The sequence below is a fragment of the Pseudomonas sp. TE3786 genome (genome assembly GCF_054057335.1).
In genome coordinates, this window is sequence record NZ_JBSRZF010000003.1 from 274505 (window position 1) to 291331 (window position 16827).

At 61.8% G+C, this 16827-nt stretch carries 13 protein-coding genes; 9 read left to right on the forward strand and 4 right to left on the reverse strand.

What is annotated here, in order from left to right; genetic code table 11:
• Nucleotides 1–5 precede the first annotated feature (5 nt).
• From ku to ACVW0Y_RS05705, 4 genes are all read left to right on the forward strand, one after another.
• Nucleotides 6–899 (forward strand): non-homologous end joining protein Ku, encoded by an 894-nt coding sequence (gene ku, locus ACVW0Y_RS05690; RefSeq protein WP_457436642.1) that lies wholly within the window; start codon nt 6–8, stop codon nt 897–899.
• Nucleotides 900–917: 18 nt separating this feature from the next.
• Nucleotides 918–3464 (forward strand): DNA ligase D, encoded by a 2547-nt coding sequence (gene ligD, locus ACVW0Y_RS05695; protein WP_457436644.1) that lies wholly within the window; start codon nt 918–920, stop codon nt 3462–3464.
• A 159-nt stretch (nt 3465–3623) separates the two neighbouring features.
• Entirely contained in the window at nt 3624–4481 is an 858-nt protein-coding gene (locus ACVW0Y_RS05700; protein WP_457436646.1) for an SDR family oxidoreductase, read from the forward strand.
• A 285-nt stretch (nt 4482–4766) separates the two neighbouring features.
• A complete protein-coding gene (locus ACVW0Y_RS05705; protein WP_457436647.1) occupies nt 4767–5057 on the forward strand; it encodes a Rho-binding antiterminator in 291 nt (96 codons plus the stop codon).
• Nucleotides 5058–5179: 122 nt separating this feature from the next.
• Here the strand turns inward: ACVW0Y_RS05705 and ACVW0Y_RS05710 are convergent, their stop codons facing one another.
• A complete protein-coding gene (locus tag ACVW0Y_RS05710) occupies nt 5180–6079 on the reverse strand; it encodes an AraC family transcriptional regulator N-terminal domain-containing protein (protein WP_457436648.1) in 900 nt (299 codons plus the stop codon).
• A gap of 350 nt (nt 6080–6429) precedes the next feature.
• Here ACVW0Y_RS05710 and ACVW0Y_RS05715 point away from each other — a divergent pair, with 350 nt between their 5' ends.
• A complete protein-coding gene (locus ACVW0Y_RS05715; RefSeq protein WP_457436650.1) occupies nt 6430–6780 on the forward strand; it encodes a putative quinol monooxygenase in 351 nt (116 codons plus the stop codon).
• Here ACVW0Y_RS05715 and ACVW0Y_RS05720 read toward each other — a convergent pair.
• Nucleotides 6759–7706 carry a LysR family transcriptional regulator gene (locus tag ACVW0Y_RS05720; protein ID WP_457436651.1) on the reverse strand — a complete coding sequence of 316 codons (948 nt, stop codon included), beginning with the start codon at nt 7704–7706 and terminating at the stop codon, nt 6759–6761. The two genes, ACVW0Y_RS05715 and ACVW0Y_RS05720, sit on opposite strands and share 22 nt — an antisense overlap.
• Before the next feature lie 366 nt (nt 7707–8072).
• Here ACVW0Y_RS05720 and ACVW0Y_RS05725 point away from each other — a divergent pair, with 366 nt between their 5' ends.
• The 4 genes from ACVW0Y_RS05725 (at nt 8073) to epsC (ending at nt 13592) form a co-directional block, all read left to right on the forward strand.
• The gene (locus tag ACVW0Y_RS05725) at nt 8073–10499 is read left to right on the forward strand and encodes a TonB-dependent receptor (RefSeq protein ID WP_457436652.1); all 2427 of its coding nucleotides are present in this window, start codon (nt 8073–8075) and stop codon (nt 10497–10499) included.
• A 63-nt stretch (nt 10500–10562) separates the two neighbouring features.
• The gene (locus ACVW0Y_RS05730) at nt 10563–11471 is read left to right on the forward strand and encodes a TauD/TfdA dioxygenase family protein (protein ID WP_457436654.1); all 909 of its coding nucleotides are present in this window, start codon (nt 10563–10565) and stop codon (nt 11469–11471) included.
• A gap of 65 nt (nt 11472–11536) precedes the next feature.
• Nucleotides 11537–12430: a TauD/TfdA dioxygenase family protein gene (locus tag ACVW0Y_RS05735; RefSeq protein ID WP_457436655.1), complete on the forward strand. Its 894-nt coding sequence runs from the start codon at nt 11537–11539 to the stop codon at nt 12428–12430.
• A gap of 190 nt (nt 12431–12620) precedes the next feature.
• Complete coding sequence (epsC, locus tag ACVW0Y_RS05740) at nt 12621–13592, forward strand: serine O-acetyltransferase EpsC (protein ID WP_457436657.1); 972 nt, start codon at nt 12621–12623, stop codon at nt 13590–13592.
• A 92-nt stretch (nt 13593–13684) separates the two neighbouring features.
• On the opposite strand, the gene mapR is transcribed toward epsC, so the two are convergent.
• On the reverse strand, nt 13685–15094 hold the full coding sequence (mapR, locus tag ACVW0Y_RS05745; RefSeq protein ID WP_457436658.1) for a GntR family transcriptional regulator MpaR: 1410 nt from the start codon (nt 15092–15094) through the stop codon (nt 13685–13687).
• Nucleotides 15095–15247: 153 nt separating this feature from the next.
• Nucleotides 15248–16663: a cytochrome c oxidase accessory protein CcoG gene (gene ccoG / locus ACVW0Y_RS05750; RefSeq protein WP_457436660.1), complete on the reverse strand. Its 1416-nt coding sequence runs from the start codon at nt 16661–16663 to the stop codon at nt 15248–15250.
• Nucleotides 16664–16827 lie beyond the last annotated feature (164 nt).

Sequence of the window (16827 nt, forward strand, 5' to 3'; positions counted from 1 at the left end):
CCGCCATGCCACGAGCTATCTGGAAAGGGGCCATCAGTTTTGGCCTGGTGCATATCCCGGTCGCGCTGAGTTCGGCCACCAGCGCCCAGGGCGTGGATTTCGACTGGCTGGACAAGCGCAGCATGGACCCGGTGGGCTACAAGCGGGTGAACAAGGTCACCGGCAAGGAAATCGATAAGGAAAATATCGTCAAAGGGGTGGCCTACGAGAAGGGCCGCTATGTGGTGTTGAGCGAAGAGGAAATTCGCCAAGCGCACCCTACCTCGACGCAGACCATCGATATTTTTGCCTTTGTCGATAGCGCGCAAATCCCCCTGCAAAACATCGACACCCCCTATTACCTGAGCCCGGACAAACGCGGCGAGAAGGTCTACGCCTTGCTGCGCGAAACCCTGGCCAGTACGCAGAAGGTCGCCCTGGCCCTGGTGGTGTTGCACACCCGTCAGCACCTGGCGGCAGTGATGCCGATGGAAGACGCCATGGTGCTGGTGATGCTGCGCTGGCCCAGTGAGGTGCGCAGCCTGACCAGCCTGGAACTGCCGGCGGCAGTCAGCAGTGCCAAGCTGGCCAAGGGCGAACTGGAGATGGCCAAACGTCTGGTCAAAGACATGAGCGCCGACTGGAGCCCGGACGAGTATCAAGACAGCTTTACCGAGAAGATCATGCAGCTGGTGGAGCAGAAGGCGCAGCAGGGCAAGGTGGCAGTGGTGGAACAGCCGCCGGGCGAGGAGACCCGCCGTAGCGCCGATGTGATCGACCTGACCGAACTGCTTAAACGCAGCCTGGGCGGCAAGCCGGCGTCGGCCAAGTCAGCGCCGGCCAGAACAGCCAAGGCCCCAGCCGCGAAAGCGAGCAAACCGGCGGGGAAAAAAACCAGCAAAACCAGCAAGGCGAGTTAAGGCGTCGAGGGCTTGGCCATGAGCGAATACAACCGCAAGCGCAACTTCAGCATCACCTCGGAGCCGCCGGAAGACACCGCTCGCCAGCCGGCGAAAAGCCCCGGGGCCTTACGCTTTGTGATTCAAAAGCACGACGCCAGCCACCTGCATTACGACTTTCGCCTGGAGCTCGATGGCACCCTGAAAAGCTGGGCGGTGCCCAAAGGCCCGAGCCTCGATCCAAAAGACAAACGCCTGGCCGTGCATGTGGAAGATCACCCGCTGGGCTACGCCAGCTTTGAGGGCAACATTCCCAAGGGCCAGTATGGCGCGGGGGATGTAATCGTCTGGGATCAGGGCATCTGGCAACCCCATGGCAGCCCGCAGGACAGCTACAAGGCCGGCAAGCTCAAGTTCACGCTGGTGGGGGAAAAGCTCAGCGGTGAATGGGCCCTGGTGCGCACCCGGCTCAAAGGCAGCGGCGACAAGGAGCAGTGGCTGTTGATCAAGGAGCGTGACGAGGTGGCGCGCCCGGCCAGTGAATACAGCGTGGTGGATGAATTGCCCCTCAGCGTGCTGAGCGGCAACCCGCTGGGCAAGGATAAAAAGGTGTCGAGTAAAGCCGGCAAAGCCAAATCAAGGGCCAGTACCAGTAAGGTGCGCCCGGCCGACACCCAGGCCGCCAACCATGCCCATGGTGAAGTGCCGGAGCAGTTCAAACCGCAGCTGGCTACCCTGGTTACCCAGCCGCCTGCCGGCGATTGGGTGTATGAAATCAAGTTCGACGGCTACCGCATGCTCGCCCGTATCCAGGGCGGCGAGGTGCACCTGTTCAGCCGCAACGGCAATGACTGGAGCGCGCGCCTGCCGAAACAGGTGGAGGCGCTGCGCAGCTTGCAGCTCGGCGATTCGTGGCTGGATGGCGAGGTGGTGGTGCTGAACGAGGAAGGTCTGCCGGATTTTCAGGCACTGCAGAATGCCTTCGATGAGGGCCAGAGCCAGTCAATTCTCTACTACCTGTTCGATGCGCCGTTTCTCAATGGCCAGGACCTGCGTCAGCACGGCCTGGAGCAACGCCGCGAGGCGCTGCAAAAAGTGCTCAAACAGAAACGCGGGCCGCTGCGGTTTTCCAAGGCCTTTGTCGCCAGCCACGAAGATATCGTCGCCAGTGCCTGCGCCATGCACCTGGAAGGGGTGATTGGCAAGCGCGCCGGCAGCCACTACGTGTCACGCCGCAGCGATGACTGGATCAAGCTCAAATGCCGTATGCGTCAGGAGTTTGTGGTGATCGGCTATACCGCGCCGAACGGCAGCCGCAGTGCCTTTGGCGCGCTGCTGCTGGGCGTGTATGAAGACAGCAAGCTGCGTTATGCCGGGCGGGTTGGCACTGGCTTTGACGAGCAGCGCCTGGAGCACCTGCACAAGCAGATGAACGCCCTCAAACGCCAGCAAACGCCGCTGGCCAAGCCCCTGAGTGCAGCCCTGGCGCGTGGCGTGCAATGGCTGAAACCCAGCCTGGTGGCGGAAGTGGAATTCGCCGAATGGACCCGCGAAGGGCTGGTGCGCCAGGCCTCGTTTATTGCCGAGCGCACCGACAAACCGGCCAAGCAGATCAGCCGCGAACAGGCCGTTGCGCCGCCCGCGGATAAACCACCAAGCAAAACCAATGCCCGCGGCGCAAGCCAACCACGGCAGACCCTCGACGACGTTGCCATCAGCCATCCCGAGCGGGTGATCGACACCCAGAGCGGCACGCAGAAAATCGAGTTGGCGCAGTTCTACCACCACATCGCGCCCTGGCTGCTGCCCCATCTGCAGGGCCGGCCGGTATCGTTATTGCGCGCCCCGGAAGGCGTGGAGGGCGAGCAGTTCTTTCAAAAACATGCGCAGCACCTGGCCATTCCCCATATCACCCAGCTCGGGCAAAAACTCGACCCTGGCCATGCTCCGTTGATGCAGATCGACAGCCTGCCGGCACTGATGGGGGCGGTGCAGATGGGCTGCATCGAACTGCACACCTGGGGCGCGCAAAGCGCCACGGTGGAGAAACCCGACCGGCTGATTCTCGACCTCGACCCGGACCCGGCGCTGCCCTGGCGCAGCATGCTGGAAGCCACCCAGCTGACCCTGGCGGTACTCGACGAACTGGGCCTGCAGGCCTGGCTGAAAACCAGCGGCGGCAAGGGCATGCATATCGTCGTGCCGTTGGCCAGGCAGGCCGGCTGGGACAGCGTAAAAGCCTTTGCCAAGGCCCTGGCGAGCTTTATGACGCGGCAGATTCCCGAACGTTTTATCGACAAGATGGGGCCGCAGAACCGGGTGGGGAAAATCTTCCTCGACTACCTGCGCAACCAGCGCGGTGCCAGCACCGTCAGCGCTTACTCGGTACGCGCACGGCCGGGGTTGCCGGTATCGGTACCGATTCGCCGTGACGAACTCAGCGAACTGAAAAGCGCCGGGCAATGGACGGTCGACAACCTGCGCGATCGCCTCGACAGCCTTAAGCAAGACCCCTGGCACGACTACCACAACCGCCAGCGCATCACCCGCGCGCAGTGGAAAAAGCTGGGTGAGAAGCCGGTGTGATATCGGTTAATACCCCGTCGTCCCAGCGCAGGCTGGGACCCAGAATCGTGCGGCAAACACCGCTCTCCTGCGCAACACTGGATCCCAGCCTGCGCTGGGATAACGCTAAGGAGCCATTGCTGTTGGGACGTTGGCAAGCCATTACTTTTGGAGGGAACAATGAGCGAAGAACAAACCCTGCCACCTCAGCACCAAACCGAGCAACCCGGCAGCGAAGCGCACATGCAGCCGCAGCCGCAAACCATCAGCGAGTACTACCAGGCCGCCGGCAAGCTGGAAGGGTTGGTGGCGATTGTTACCGGTGGCGACAGCGGTATCGGTCGGGCCGTGGCGGTGCACTTTGCCCGTGAAGGCGCGAATGTGGCGATTGTCTATCTGGACGAGCACGAGGATGCGGCGCATACCCGCGACCAGATCCACGCCATGGGCCGCGGGTGCCTGCTATTTGCCGGTGATGCGGCGGACAAAGGTTTCTGCCAGGGCGTGGTGGACAACTGTCTGGGTGAATGGAAACGCCTGGATGTGCTGGTCAACAATGCCGCTGAACAGCACCCGCAGGACAACCTGGAAGACATCAGCGAAGAACAGTGGGAGAAAACCTTCCGCACCAATATCTTCGCCATGTTCCAGCTGACCAAGGCGGTGTTACCGCACCTGAATGCCGGTGCAAGCATCATCAACACCACGTCGATCACCGCCTACAAAGGCAATCCGACCCTGCTGGATTACTCCTCCACCAAGGGTGCCATCACCTCATTTACCCGTTCCCTGGCGCTGAACCTGGCCAAGCGCGGCATCCGCGTCAACGCGGTGGCCCCGGGGCCGATCTGGACGCCGCTGATTCCTTCCACCTTCAGCGCCGAGAAAGTCGCCGAGTTTGGTAGCAACACGCCCATGGGCCGACCGGGCCAACCGTCGGAGGTGGCACCGGCTTTTGTCTACCTGGCGAGTGCCGATTCCAGCTATGTCAGCGGGCAAGTCATCCACGTCAATGGCGGCACTGTGGTCAACGGCTGAGCGCGGCTAAACCGGTAAAGCCCCGGGCAGCTGGCCGACCAGCCATGCAGCGCTACACAGGCCTGGTCCCAATAAGGGCTTCGGCCGTTGAGCTAGCGGACAAAGAAGCTCTCGTGAGTCAGCTCAAGCACATCCAGGCCAGGGCCGGATTCAATTGGCTGGGCACCGCTCATGGGTTTTTTCCGGGTGCGCGGAATGGGGGCTGGTTTGGCGTATGGATCAGCGTTCGACACTCGGCAGGAGAACCCGCTACGCTGCTCCCACTGCCGCACGGAGACTTGCCCCATGACCACCCCCGACACCCCGTATCAACCGCTTGACTGTAACCTTTACGACTACCTGGAAATGGCCTGTTTGTACCAGTACCGCTTGCTGGTGGAGATGGTTGAAGGCGGGCGGTTTGAAGCCGTGGCGCTGGATACCCGAACCAATGCGCAGAAGGAAGAGTTTCTGCTGGTACAGGTGGACGACGAGAAGGTGGAGTTACGCATTGATCGTTTGCTGGCGATTACGCCATTGAACGACAAGGCCAAGTTCGGGCGCGTGGAGTTGGCGGGGTTGTACTGCTCGAAGTAGTTCGCCGATAGATCAACCGCTCGCGGCTTAAGCCCCCTCCCACAGGGACCGCCCAACCCGATGAAGGGCTTCGGCCGCGATAGGTATTGACCACCGCCGAGTTGCTGGCGGCGTTGTAGCACTCAGGCGATGTTTTTCAGCCGCGCCAGGTCTTTCAGCGGCGGCGCGCCGAACAGGCGGCGGTATTCGCGGCTGAATTGCGAGGGGCTTTCGTAGCCGACCCGGTAGCCGGCGGCGGCTACTTCCAGACCTTCGCTCATCATCAGCCGTTGCGCTTCCTGCAGACGCAGTTGCTTCTGGTATTGCAGCGGGCTCATGGCGGTGACCGCTTTGAAACGGTGGTGCAGGGCGGACACGCTGAGGTTGGCGACGCGCGCCAGGTCTTCGATGCGCAGCGGTTGGTCGAAGTTGGCGTTGAGCCATTCGATGGCGCGGGTGATGCGGTGCGATTGGCTGTCGGCCATGGCGATTTCGATCAATTGCTGTCCTTGCTGGCTACGCAGCAGGCGGTAGTAGATTTCCCGCAGCGCCAGGGGCGCGAGCATGGGAATGTCCCGTGGCGTGTCGAGCAGACGGGTCAGACGCAATACGGTGTCGAGCAGCGAGGTGTCGATGCGGTCCAGGTACATGCCGCGGCTGGCCGGGCGTGCCGGCAGGCCGACGGGGCCGGCATCGCTGATCATGCGGGTGATTTCCGCCGGGTCGAGGTCCAGGCGCAGGCACAGGTAGGGTTTGTCCGGGCAGGCTTCGGTGACTTGGCCAGTCACCGGCAGGGTGACCGATACCACCAGGTAATTCAGCGCGTCGTAGACATAACTTTCACCGCCCAGATGCACCTCTTTACGGCCCTGGGCAATGATGCATAGCGCCGGCTTGTGTACGCCGCGCGATATTGGCGTGGGCTGGTCGAAGCGGATCAGGCTGAGCGGGCCGATGGCGGTTTGCATGGGGCCTTGTGCCGGGGTGAAGCGTTCGATCAACGTCGCCAGTTCGTTTTGGCGTTGCTGTACTTCGATTTCCATGGGGGGCCTCCGGCGGCATGACGGTTTATTCAGGGGGAGGGTGCAAGGCTCCCCGAATCCTGCCGCGCAGCTTGCGCACGCGAGGACCGTTTGGCCAGCACCGCAGACCCGTTTAAGCAGGATCAGGCAAGCATAAGACAGGATCAGGTAAACCCGGCAACCATCCAGCCGCTGGCTTGCTGGGTCTGGCCGACGGGCTCGGCTGATTTTTGCAGGATCAGGCAAAAGGAAAGCAGGAAACGGATAACCGCCGCGCGCCGCGCTGGGTAATCTGGCAACCGTGGCAATCGGCCCGGCTATCCGGTCCGCCAGACCACGTTCTCGTTTCTGACTTTCAAGGAGAAGGACTCATGTCTGAGCAAGTCAGCACCTTGGTTTTTATCAAAGCCAGCGAAGGCCCTCGGGCCAGTACCGAACTGGAGTCCCGCCTGCAGCAATTGGTCAGCCAGTCCCGGGTCGAGCCGGGCTGCCTGGCCTATTCGCTGCAGCGCTCCCTGACCGATCAGCAGCTGTGGTTACTGCAAGGCACCTGGCAATCGGCCGCTGCCTTGAATGCCTACCTGTGCCAACCACCGCTGCAAGTGCTCGGCAGTCTGCTGGGCGAGTGCCTGGTGGTGGAGATGGATCTGCATACCTTCAGTGGTGCCGTGGCCCAGGTCGAGGCGGTTGCCAACAGTCCTCATGCACAGGCGTTTGCCTGATACAGCGGGGTTTCCTGGCCCAGCTCACTGTCCACTGCGACGAGCATGGCAATCATCGCCCTGGCGGCCGCCGATAGGCGATACCCGGCGCGGCTGACAATCCCGCAACGGGCTTGCAGGCTTTCGTCGATGCTGGTGGGCAGGTTGCGGAAGTACAGCCGCACCAGTTCGCCACGCTGAAGTTCCTGACCGAAATACTCTTCGGTGGCAATGCCGATGGCGTCGGTATTGCGCACGATGTCGACCAGTGCCGGAAGGTGTTCACAGGTGACGCTGGGGTTGAAGTCGGTGCGTCCGCTGAGGTTCGCCAGGTATTTGCGGGCCCGCGCCGGGATCTTCGGCGTCGCCACCGGGTAGTCGAACAGATCGTTGGTCGACAGGCTGTCCTTGGCCAGTAACGGGTGCCCGGGGCGGCAGAAGTAAATGCCGCGGCGCGGGGTGATGGCCTGGGTATGGAAATTCGGGTCGGCCTCGAACTGGGTGATATCGGCGATAAAAAATTCGATCTCATCACGGGACAGGCTGCGTCCCAGTTTTTCCCAGTTATCCACCTCGAAGCTCAGGCTGATGCGCGGGTGCTGCTTAACGAACTGCGCCACCGCCCTGGGTACCAGCCGCGCGGCGGGTGCCGGGCCACAACCAAAGCGCAGGTCGCCGGCATCCAGCTTGGTCATCTGGTCGATTTCACTGCTCAGGTTCGCTGCGCCCTGCACCAGGCGCAGGGCGTGCTGTAGCACTACCTGGCCTTCGGGGGTAGGGCGCAGATCCTTGTTGGCGCGGTCCACCAGGGCGCAGCCGAACTCTTGCTCCAAGCCTTGAATACTGCGGCTGAAGGCCGGTTGGGTGATGCCGATGGCGTCCGCTGCGCGGACGAAACTGCGGTGTTCCACCAAGGCTATGAAGTAACGCAGTTGTCGAAGATCCATATGCTTTCCTGGCATTGAAAAAATAAGACGAAGGCATTTGCTGCTGTATGGGTGAGGGTTTTAAATGTAGGCTCTTATTCCGTCAACACAGCATGTTTGTATTGTTTAGAACATAAACGAATATGAATATGGCCACATGCAGAAAGGGAGAGCCATATGGCCAAGCCGTTCAGCAACCAGCATCAACGCCAAGCGCACCAGCGCATGTGTTGCCACGCCTGATAATCCGGCAGACGTAGGCCAAGTGCCGCACGGACTCGCCCAGTAAAACCAAGCCGATTTTTCGAGCACCGCGATTGCGTGGTGGGGGATCGTTTTGCCCGCGAATTGCCCGCAGGCCAAGCGAAGACAACAAGGATTCATACCATGCGTTCGACCGTTAACCCGTTTACTCCGCGCTTGGCGCGACCGTTGGACTTACGCCGATTGGCCACCCCGGAATATGCCCTGACCCTGATTCTGGCTTTGAGCAGTGCCGGTCAATGGAACTCGGCCTGGGCCGCTGAAGCGCCGGTGGAAGAGGGCGCTGAAGTCAGCACCCAGGCAACCGCAACCAGCACTGATAAAGCAGCCAAGAGCGACACCGCCCTGCAGAAGGTCACCGTCACGGCGCGCCGTCGCGAAGAAGACGCCCAGGACGTGCCGACACCCATCACCACCCTGAGCAGCACTACCCTGGAAACCCAGCGCATCTATAAGGTGCAGGATCTGCAGCAAGTGCTGCCCAGCGTGAACGTCGCCTTTATTCATGCCCGCCAATCCAGCGTGGCGGTGCGCGGCATCGGCAACAACCCGGCCAGTGACGGCCTGGAAAGTAGCGCCGGGATCTACCTCGATAACGTCTATCTCGGCCGCCCTGGCATGGCTGTATTCGACATGCTTGATATCGAGCAGATCGAACTGCTGCGCGGCCCGCAAGGCACCTTGTTCGGTAAGAACACCACCGCCGGGGTGCTGAATATCAGCACCAAGAAACCCACCTTCAGCCCGGAGCGCACGGTGGAAGTGTCGGGGGGTGAAAACGGCTACTTCCAGGGCAAAGGCACGGTGTCCGGTGCCCTCAGCGAAACCCTGGCCGCACGTCTGTCGGCCTACCGCACCCGCGATGATGGCTACACCAAGAACATCTTCAACGGCGATGACCTCAACGGCGGCGAACGCCAGGGTGCGCGTGGCCAATTGCTGTTCCAGCCCAACGACGACTTCAACCTGCGCTGGATCAACGACTACAACGAAGAGGATTCGACCCAGGGCACCATGGTGGTTTACGGGCAAAGTGACCAGTACCGCCAACGGGCCGCGCTGGTGGGTGCTTCGCCGGTCAGCGACCCAGACCGCAATGAGGTGAATCTCAACAGCCGGCAGAGCGTCAGCGTGCACCAGGGCGGCAGTTCGGTAGAAGCCAACTGGAACCTCAATGGCGGCTACACCCTGACCTCGGTGAGCGCCTACCGCTATTGGCACTTCACCCCGGCCAACGATGAAACCCTCAATGTGTCGGCGATCAACAACACTGGCGTGGAAGTGCATGACCGCCAGTTCTCCCAGGAATTTCGCCTGGCATCGCCCACCGGCGGCTTCTTCGACTATGTGGTCGGCGCCTACGTGTTCAATTCCAACCTGGGCAACAAGACCTTTACCGACTACGGCCCGGAAGCCGACCGCTTTATCCTGCCCGCCGCACAGAACGGCTTTAACTCGCTGGACGGCGTGTACAGCAAAGCCAATGGCAAGGTGGTCACCGATAGCTACGCGCTGTTTGGCCAGGGCACCTTCCATCTGACCGACCGCCTGGACTTCACCGCGGGTCTGCGCGGCACCTATGAAGAGAAAGAAGCCAAGGTCGAGCGTTTCGCCCCGGAAGGCGGAGAAACGCCAATCGGCCCGGGTGCGACTATTCGCCAGCGACAGTTGGGGGCCTATGACAGCGGCGACCTGAGCCTGCACAACGCCTCGCCATCCGGGCTGCTGAGCCTGAGCTACAAATTCAGCGATGAGGTGCTCGGCTATGCCAGCCTGTCCCACGGCGAGAAATCCGGCGGGGTAAACCTGGCGGTGGCCAGTGCGCCAACCGCAGGTGCCGATTCGTTGCTGGTCGGCCCGGAGCGCGCCAACGATGCCGAACTGGGCTTCAAGAGCACCTTGCTGGACCGTCGTCTGCAACTGAATGCCAACGTGTTCTGGACCGGCATCCACGGCTACCAGGCCACCACCCTGTATCAGCCCCCAGGCAGCAGCACGCTGGTGCAGGTGCTGGCCAACGCCGGCAGCGTGCGCAGCCGTGGGGTGGAATTCGAAGCCACCGCGCTGGTCACCCGCGGGCTGACTGTCAACGTCAACGGCTCGTACAACGACGTTACCTACCTGTCGTTTGAAGACGCCCCATGCCCTGGCGAAGTCGCCACTGCGGCCGGTGCGCCACCCAGCTGCGACCTGACCGGCGAACGGGTGGTCGGCGCGTCGAAATGGATCGGCAACGTCAACGGTGAATACAAATGGCAACTCGATGGCGGCTTCGAACCCTACATCAACGCCAGCTATTCGTACCGCTCCGAAGCCGAAGGCACCCTGGATAACTCCGAGCTCTCCAAGCTCGATGGCTACGGCCTGGTCAACCTCTCCACCGGTGTTCGTACCGACCTGGGCGACGGCCAGCTCGACGCCTCGCTGTGGCTGAAAAACGCCACCGACCAAGAGTATTACCTGAGCGCTTTTGCCTATATCAACGGCGCGTACACCGCCTCCGTAGGTCAACCGCGCACCGCCGGCGTGAGCCTGCGTTACGACTTTTAACCCCGTCTGTTCAGCCGTGTAGTTCGAGCAGAAAACAACTCGAGCCGAAAAGAGGAATACATCATGAGCAACGCCGCACTTGCCACGCCCTTGAGCACTGCCGTGCAGTTGGATATCCGCCGGGTCGCCGGCCGTATTGGTGCCGAAATCCGTGGGGTGAAACTCTCCGCCGAGCTGAACGCCGACACCGTCGCGGCCATCCAGCAAGCCTTGCTGGAACACAAGGTGATCTTCTTCCGTGGCCAGACCCATCTCGACGATGTCAGCCAGGAAGCCTTCGCCAAACTGCTTGGTGAACCCGTGGTACACCCCACCGTGCCGGTCCTCGACGGCACCCACTACCTGCTGGAACTGGACTCGGCCAAAGGTGCCCGTGCCAGCTCCTGGCACACCGACGTGACCTTCGTCGACGCCTACCCGAAAGCCTCGATTCTGCGTTCGGTGGTGGTGCCCGAGTACGGCGGCGACACCACCTGGGCCAACACCGCCAGCGCCTATGAACACCTGCCGAGCGAGCTCAAGGAGCTGGCCGACAAATTGGTGGCCGTGCACAGCAACGAATACGACTACGCGGCGATCAAGCCCAATGCCCAGCTGGAAGCGGCCGAGCACTACCGCAAGGTGTTCACCTCCACCGTGTACGAAACCGAACACCCGGTGGTGCGGGTACACCCGGTGAGTGGCGAACGCAGCCTGCTGCTCGGGCACTTCGTCAAACGCATCAAAGGCTATGGTGCCGCTGACTCGGCGCACCTGTTCAACCTGCTGCAAAGCCATGTCATCCGCCTGGAAAACACCGTGCGCTGGACCTGGCAGGTGGGCGATGTAGCCATCTGGGACAACCGCTCCACCCAGCATTACGCGGTGGACGACTACGGCAACCAATCGCGCGTGGTGCGGCGCGTCACTCTGCACGGCGAAGTGCCGTACGGCGTCAACGGCCAACGCAGCCAGACCATCAAAAAAGCCTGACCCCAGGCGTGCAACCTGAGTAGCCCGCCGCCAACGGCGGGCCCCTGATTCGGAGATTTATCTGTATGAGCCAAGCTGCCACCGCGCTGCGCCAAGACCTACCGGCGTTCGCCATCGAGCCCCTGCCAAACGCCCCGCTGGGTGCCACCGTACACGGCCTCGACGCCCGCCAACCGCTTAGCGCCGACCAGGTGCTGGGGTTGAAACAGGCGCTGCGTGATCACCATATTCTGATCTTCAAAAACCAGCAGCTCGACGACCGCCAGTACCTGGACTTCACCAGCTACTTCGGCTCGGTCTTCCAGCCGCCAGCGGATATTCCGGTCCTGTCCTCCGGTGCCGACGGCAAAGCGCCGAGCATCGTGCGGGTGGCCAACACCGAAGGCGGCGAACTGGGCAACTTCGCCCTGCCAGCCCACAGCGACCACCAATGGACGCCAACTCCATCGGCCGGCTCACTGCTCTACGCGCTGCAGGTGCCGAGCAAAGGCGGGGAGACCAGTTGGACCAACCTGGCCCTGGCCTACGAGACCTTGCCGGAGGCCACCAAAGCGGAAATCGAAGGCCTGCGCCTGATCAACTACAACCCGTTTATCCGCCTGAAAAGCGGTGGCTATAACGGCAATTTCGTCACCTACCGGACCCCGGATATCGAACCGATTCAGGGCACCGAACACCCGTTGGTGCGCATTCACCCGGAGAGCGGCAAACGTCTGCTGTTTCTCAGCGTACATACCGAGGTAGAGATTCCGGGGTATGACCCGGAGCAGGGCAAGGCGCTGATCGGCCGGTTGCGTGAGCATCTGCAAAAGCCTGAGCTGTACTACACGCATAAATGGCAGGTGGGCGACATCGTGTATTGGGATAACCAGGCGACCTTGCATGCGCGTAATGCGTTTGACGCTAAGGAGATTCGTAACTTGAAACGGATCAGTTTGGCGGGGAGTCGACCGTTTTGATTTATCACTAGCCGGTTAACGCCGGCTTTTTTTGTGGCTGCTTTTTTAGGTTGAGACGGACTTTCTCCACGCGGAAAAACGCCTTAGCTCATTCCGTTCTTAACCTAAACGAATTAATTATTTAGCCCGCCCAAAGGCCCGGCATAGAGTAGCCCTCCCGTCTGATTCGGCCTTGTGCCCAGGGATTGCCATGACCAAACAGCTCAACGCCGGCCTCGACAAGCTGACGCCAACCCCTACCGAGGCTGTGAGCCAGCCCGTTAACTGGCAACTGGAACAGATCGTCGGTGAGCTGCACGCCGTGCGTGCCGAGTGGCGCAGCAGCCACGGGCGCTCCCGTGAACTGGTGGGCCGCGAGTTGCCGTCGCGCCAGGCCATGGCGAATATCCTCGAGGGCCTGATCGGTGCGTTGTTTCCAATGCGCCTGGGGCCGAGCAATCTGCGTCAGGAAAGCGAAGACTTCTACGTCGGCCATACCCTCGACAACGCCCTCAATTGCCTGCTCACCCAGGTGCGCCTGGAGCTGGCCTACGCCGCCCGCCAGCGTGGTGATGCTGCCGCCACCGAAGCCTCTGCCGTGGCCATCGTGCGGGATTTCGCCAGCGCCTTGCCCGAGATGCGCCGCTTGCTCGACACCGATGTGATCGCCGCCTACAACGGTGACCCGGCCGCCCGCAGTGTTGACGAAGTGCTGCTGTGCTACCCCGGCATCCTGGCGGTGATTCACCACCGTCTGGCCCACCATCTGTACCGTGCCGGTCTGCCGTTGCTGGCCCGTATCAGCGCCGAACTGGCGCACTCGGCCACCGGTATCGACATCCACCCCGGCGCGCAGATCGGCCACAGCTTCTTTATCGATCATGGCACCGGCGTGGTGATCGGCGAGACCGCGATCATTGGCAACCATGTGCGCATCTACCAGGCCGTCACCCTTGGTGCCAAACGCTTCACCTCCGATGAAAGCGGCCTGCTGCACAAAGGTCAGCCGCGTCACCCGATAGTCGAAGACGACGTGGTGATCTACGCCGGGGCAACCATTCTTGGCCGCATCACCCTGGGCAAGGGCTCGACCATTGGCGGCAATGTGTGGCTGACCCGCAGCGTGCCGGCGGGCAGCAATGTCAGCCAGGCGACGGCGCAAAGCCAGCCGCCGAGTGAATAACAGGTGACGGCTATCCCGTAGGAGCGGCTTCAGCCGCGATGCTTTTCAACAGCATCGCGGCTGAAGCCGCTCCTACAGGTAACCGTACGGTTTTAAAACGACCCGACAATCCGCCCCAGCATCTCCATCGCCCGCTCACTGGCCGCATCCCACGGGTGGCCATGGTTCAACCGCGCGCAATTGCCGAAACGCCGGGTGGCGGAGAAGATCGGCCCCGGTGCCAGGCTGATGCCTTGCGCCAGCGCCAGTTGAAACAGCTGCAGCGAGTCCACCTGCTGGGGAAATTCAAACCATAGAAAGTAGCCGCCACTGGGCCGCGTCACCCGTGTTTCGGCGGGGAAATGGCGGGCGGCGGAGGCGAGCATGGCGCTCTGTTGCATCTCCAGGGTGTGCCGCAGTTTGCGCAGGTGACGGTCGTAGCCGCCATGTTGCAGGTAGTCGGCAATCGCTGCCTGGGCCGGCACCGAGGGTGAAATGGTGGTCATCAGTTTCAAGCGGCTGATCTTTTCCGCATAACGCCCACCGGCCACCCAGCCCACCCGATAACCCGGTGCCAGGCTTTTTGAAAACGAGCCGCAGTGCATCACCAACCCATCGCGGTCGAAGCTTTTCACCGGCTTGGGCGGCTGGCTGCCGTAATACAGCTCGGCGTACACATCGTCCTCGATCAGCGGCACCTGGTGCTGATGCAGCAGCTCGTAAAGCGCGCGTTTTTTCTCCTCGCTCATGCTCGCGCCCAGGGGGTTCTGCAGGCTGCTCATAAACCAGCAGGCCTTGATCGGCAGTTGCGCCAGGCTGTCGCTGAGGGTTTGCAGGTCGATGCCTTCGCGCGGGTGCACGGGAATCTCCACGGCCTTGAGCTTCAGGCGCTCGAGCACCTGCAAGGTGGCGTAAAAGGCCGGTGCCTCGATGGCCACCAGATCCCCAGGTTGAGTGACGGTTTGCAGGCACAGATTGAGTGCCTCCATGGCGCCATTGCTGATCACCAGTTCTTCCAGCGGCAGCATCACGCCGCTGACCATATAGCGCAGGGCAATCTGCCGGCGCAGGTCGGGGTTGCCGGCGGTCATATCGGCGATCACCGCATGGGGCGACAGCAGACGCAGGCTCTGCGCCATGGAACGCGCCAGGCGGGCGAGGGGAAACAGGTCGGGGCTGGGAAAGGCCGAGCCAAAAGGCACGGTATTGGGGTCTTTCAAGGAACCCAGCACAGAGAACACCAGCTCGCTGACATCGACATCGGTGGTCTGCGCCTGACGCGGGCTGATCTGCGCCTCGGGCAAGGGCCTCTTGGCATGCTCGCGAACAAAGTAGCCCGAGCGCGCCCGCGCCTGGATCAGGCCACGGTCTTCCAGCAGGTAATAGGCCTGGAACACCGTGGACGGGCTAACCCCATAGGTGCGGCTGGCATGGCGCACCGACGGCACTTTTTCCCCGGCGGCCAGCACCCCGGTGCGGATCAACTCGGCAATTTCATCAGCGAATTTTTCGTAGCGTTTCATCTTGTCCTGGATAACCGCGGGCGCAGGGGCAGGAAGGTACTCTACGGAAAGCGGCGCGGTCATGCGATGGACCTCTTGGATCAAAGGCATCGCGGCTGAAGCCGCTCCTACGGATTTCGCGTTCTCGTAGAAGCGGCTTCAGCCGCGATGCTGTTAGCGATTGAGTGGCGAGACAAAGGTGCTGAATCCCGTCACTCGGTTCTGCGGCGCGCCCACCTCATGCACTTCAAAGCCAACGCGCTGCGAGGTGTTGCTCAGGCGCGGTGCGGTCAGCACCACACTCAAGGGCACATCGGTAATTTCCCCCGCAGCCAGATTCACAAGGGTGTGGCCACGCAGTTCAAACGGACCGTCATCGTTCAGCGCCAGCTCATAGGTGCGGCTCTGCTGGGTTTTGTTGATCACCTTGAAGCTGTAGATATTTTCGATCTGCCCGGCGCTGTTTTCGCGGAACAGGCCACGGTCACGGGTGATATCCAGGGACAGCAGCGGCCGTGCATCCAGAGCCCAGACAAAGGCACCAATCATCAACGCCAGAGCGGCGGCATAACTCACCAGTCGCGGTCTGTAGAAGCGGGTTTTGCCGCCAGCCAGGGAGCGTTCCGAGCGGTAGCCCACCAGGCCACGGGCATAGCCCATCTTGTCCATCACCGAATCGCAGGCATCGATGCAGGCGCCGCAGCTGATGCAATCCAGCTGCAGGCCGTCGCGAATATCGATACCGGTCGGGCACACCTGCACGCACATCGTGCAGTCGATGCAGTCACCCAGACCGACGCTTTGCGGTGCCACGTCCTTGCGCCGCGGGCCACGGCTTTCGCCACGGGCGGCGTCGTAGCTGACCAGCAGGGTGTCCTTGTCGAACATCACGCTCTGAAAACGCGAGTACGGGCACATATGCAGGCAGACTTTTTCCCGCAACCAGCCGGCGTTCAGGTAGGTGGCGGCGGTAAACAGCAAAAGCCAGGTGGCGCTGCCACTGTCGAGGCTAAAGCTCAGTAGTTCATGGCTGAGCTGGCGTACCGGCACAAAGTAGCCAATAAAGCCGATGGCGGTTATCAGGCTGACGCTTAACCACAGGCCATGCTTGGCCGCACGGCGCAGCACTTTGTTGATTGACCAGGGCGCGGCGTCCAGCTTGATGCGCTGCCCGCGGTCGCCCTCGGTGACCTTTTCCACCCACATGAACACCCAGGTCCACACGCTTTGCGGGCAGGTGTAGCCGCACCAGACGCGGCCGGCGAATACGGTGATGGCGAACAGGCCGAAGGCGGCGATGATCAGCAGGGCCGACAGCAGAATGAAATCCTGCGGCCAGAAGGTCGCGCCGAAGATATAGAAACGCTGCCCCGACAGGTCCCAGAGCACCGCCTGCCGACCTTCCCAGTTCAGCCAGGCGGTACCGAAGAAAATCGCAAACAGCAGCCCTGCGCCATACAGCCGCAGGTTGCGGAACAGGCCGGTGAAGGCACGGGTATGAATCGGCCCGCCGGCTTGCGCCGGCGTCAGGCGTAGCGGTTGGCGCGGATCAATGGTGTCGATGATCGTCGCGGGAATACGGTCAGTCATGGCATGGCCCCATCAGGCTCTTTATCAGGCGGGGCCATGATCGCGACACAACTGATCCGATAACAGACTCAGGTTGGATGGAAAAAAGCGGATCAGATGGCGCGCTCCGCTTGGAAATTCTGGGTCCCAGCCTACGCTGGGACGACCGTGGTTCTTGGAAAGAC

Excerpts from the sequence above, each read along its gene's own strand:
- ku (WP_457436642.1), top strand. The coding sequence starts at position 6 with ATGCCACGAGCTATCTGGAAAGGGGCCATCAGTTTTGGCCTGGTGCAT.
- ligD (WP_457436644.1), top strand. The coding sequence starts at position 918 with ATGAGCGAATACAACCGCAAGCGCAACTTCAGCATCACCTCGGAGCCG.
- ACVW0Y_RS05700 (WP_457436646.1), top strand. The coding sequence starts at position 3,624 with ATGAGCGAAGAACAAACCCTGCCACCTCAGCACCAAACCGAGCAACCC.
- ACVW0Y_RS05705 (WP_457436647.1), top strand. The coding sequence starts at position 4,767 with ATGACCACCCCCGACACCCCGTATCAACCGCTTGACTGTAACCTTTAC.
- ACVW0Y_RS05710 (WP_457436648.1), bottom strand. The coding sequence starts at position 6,079 with ATGGAAATCGAAGTACAGCAACGCCAAAACGAACTGGCGACGTTGATC.
- ACVW0Y_RS05715 (WP_457436650.1), top strand. The coding sequence starts at position 6,430 with ATGTCTGAGCAAGTCAGCACCTTGGTTTTTATCAAAGCCAGCGAAGGC.
- ACVW0Y_RS05720 (WP_457436651.1), bottom strand. The coding sequence starts at position 7,706 with ATGGATCTTCGACAACTGCGTTACTTCATAGCCTTGGTGGAACACCGC.
- ACVW0Y_RS05725 (WP_457436652.1), top strand. The coding sequence starts at position 8,073 with ATGCGTTCGACCGTTAACCCGTTTACTCCGCGCTTGGCGCGACCGTTG.
- ACVW0Y_RS05730 (WP_457436654.1), top strand. The coding sequence starts at position 10,563 with ATGAGCAACGCCGCACTTGCCACGCCCTTGAGCACTGCCGTGCAGTTG.
- ACVW0Y_RS05735 (WP_457436655.1), top strand. The coding sequence starts at position 11,537 with ATGAGCCAAGCTGCCACCGCGCTGCGCCAAGACCTACCGGCGTTCGCC.
- epsC (WP_457436657.1), top strand. The coding sequence starts at position 12,621 with ATGACCAAACAGCTCAACGCCGGCCTCGACAAGCTGACGCCAACCCCT.
- mapR (WP_457436658.1), bottom strand. The coding sequence starts at position 15,094 with ATGAAACGCTACGAAAAATTCGCTGATGAAATTGCCGAGTTGATCCGC.
- ccoG (WP_457436660.1), bottom strand. The coding sequence starts at position 16,663 with ATGACTGACCGTATTCCCGCGACGATCATCGACACCATTGATCCGCGC.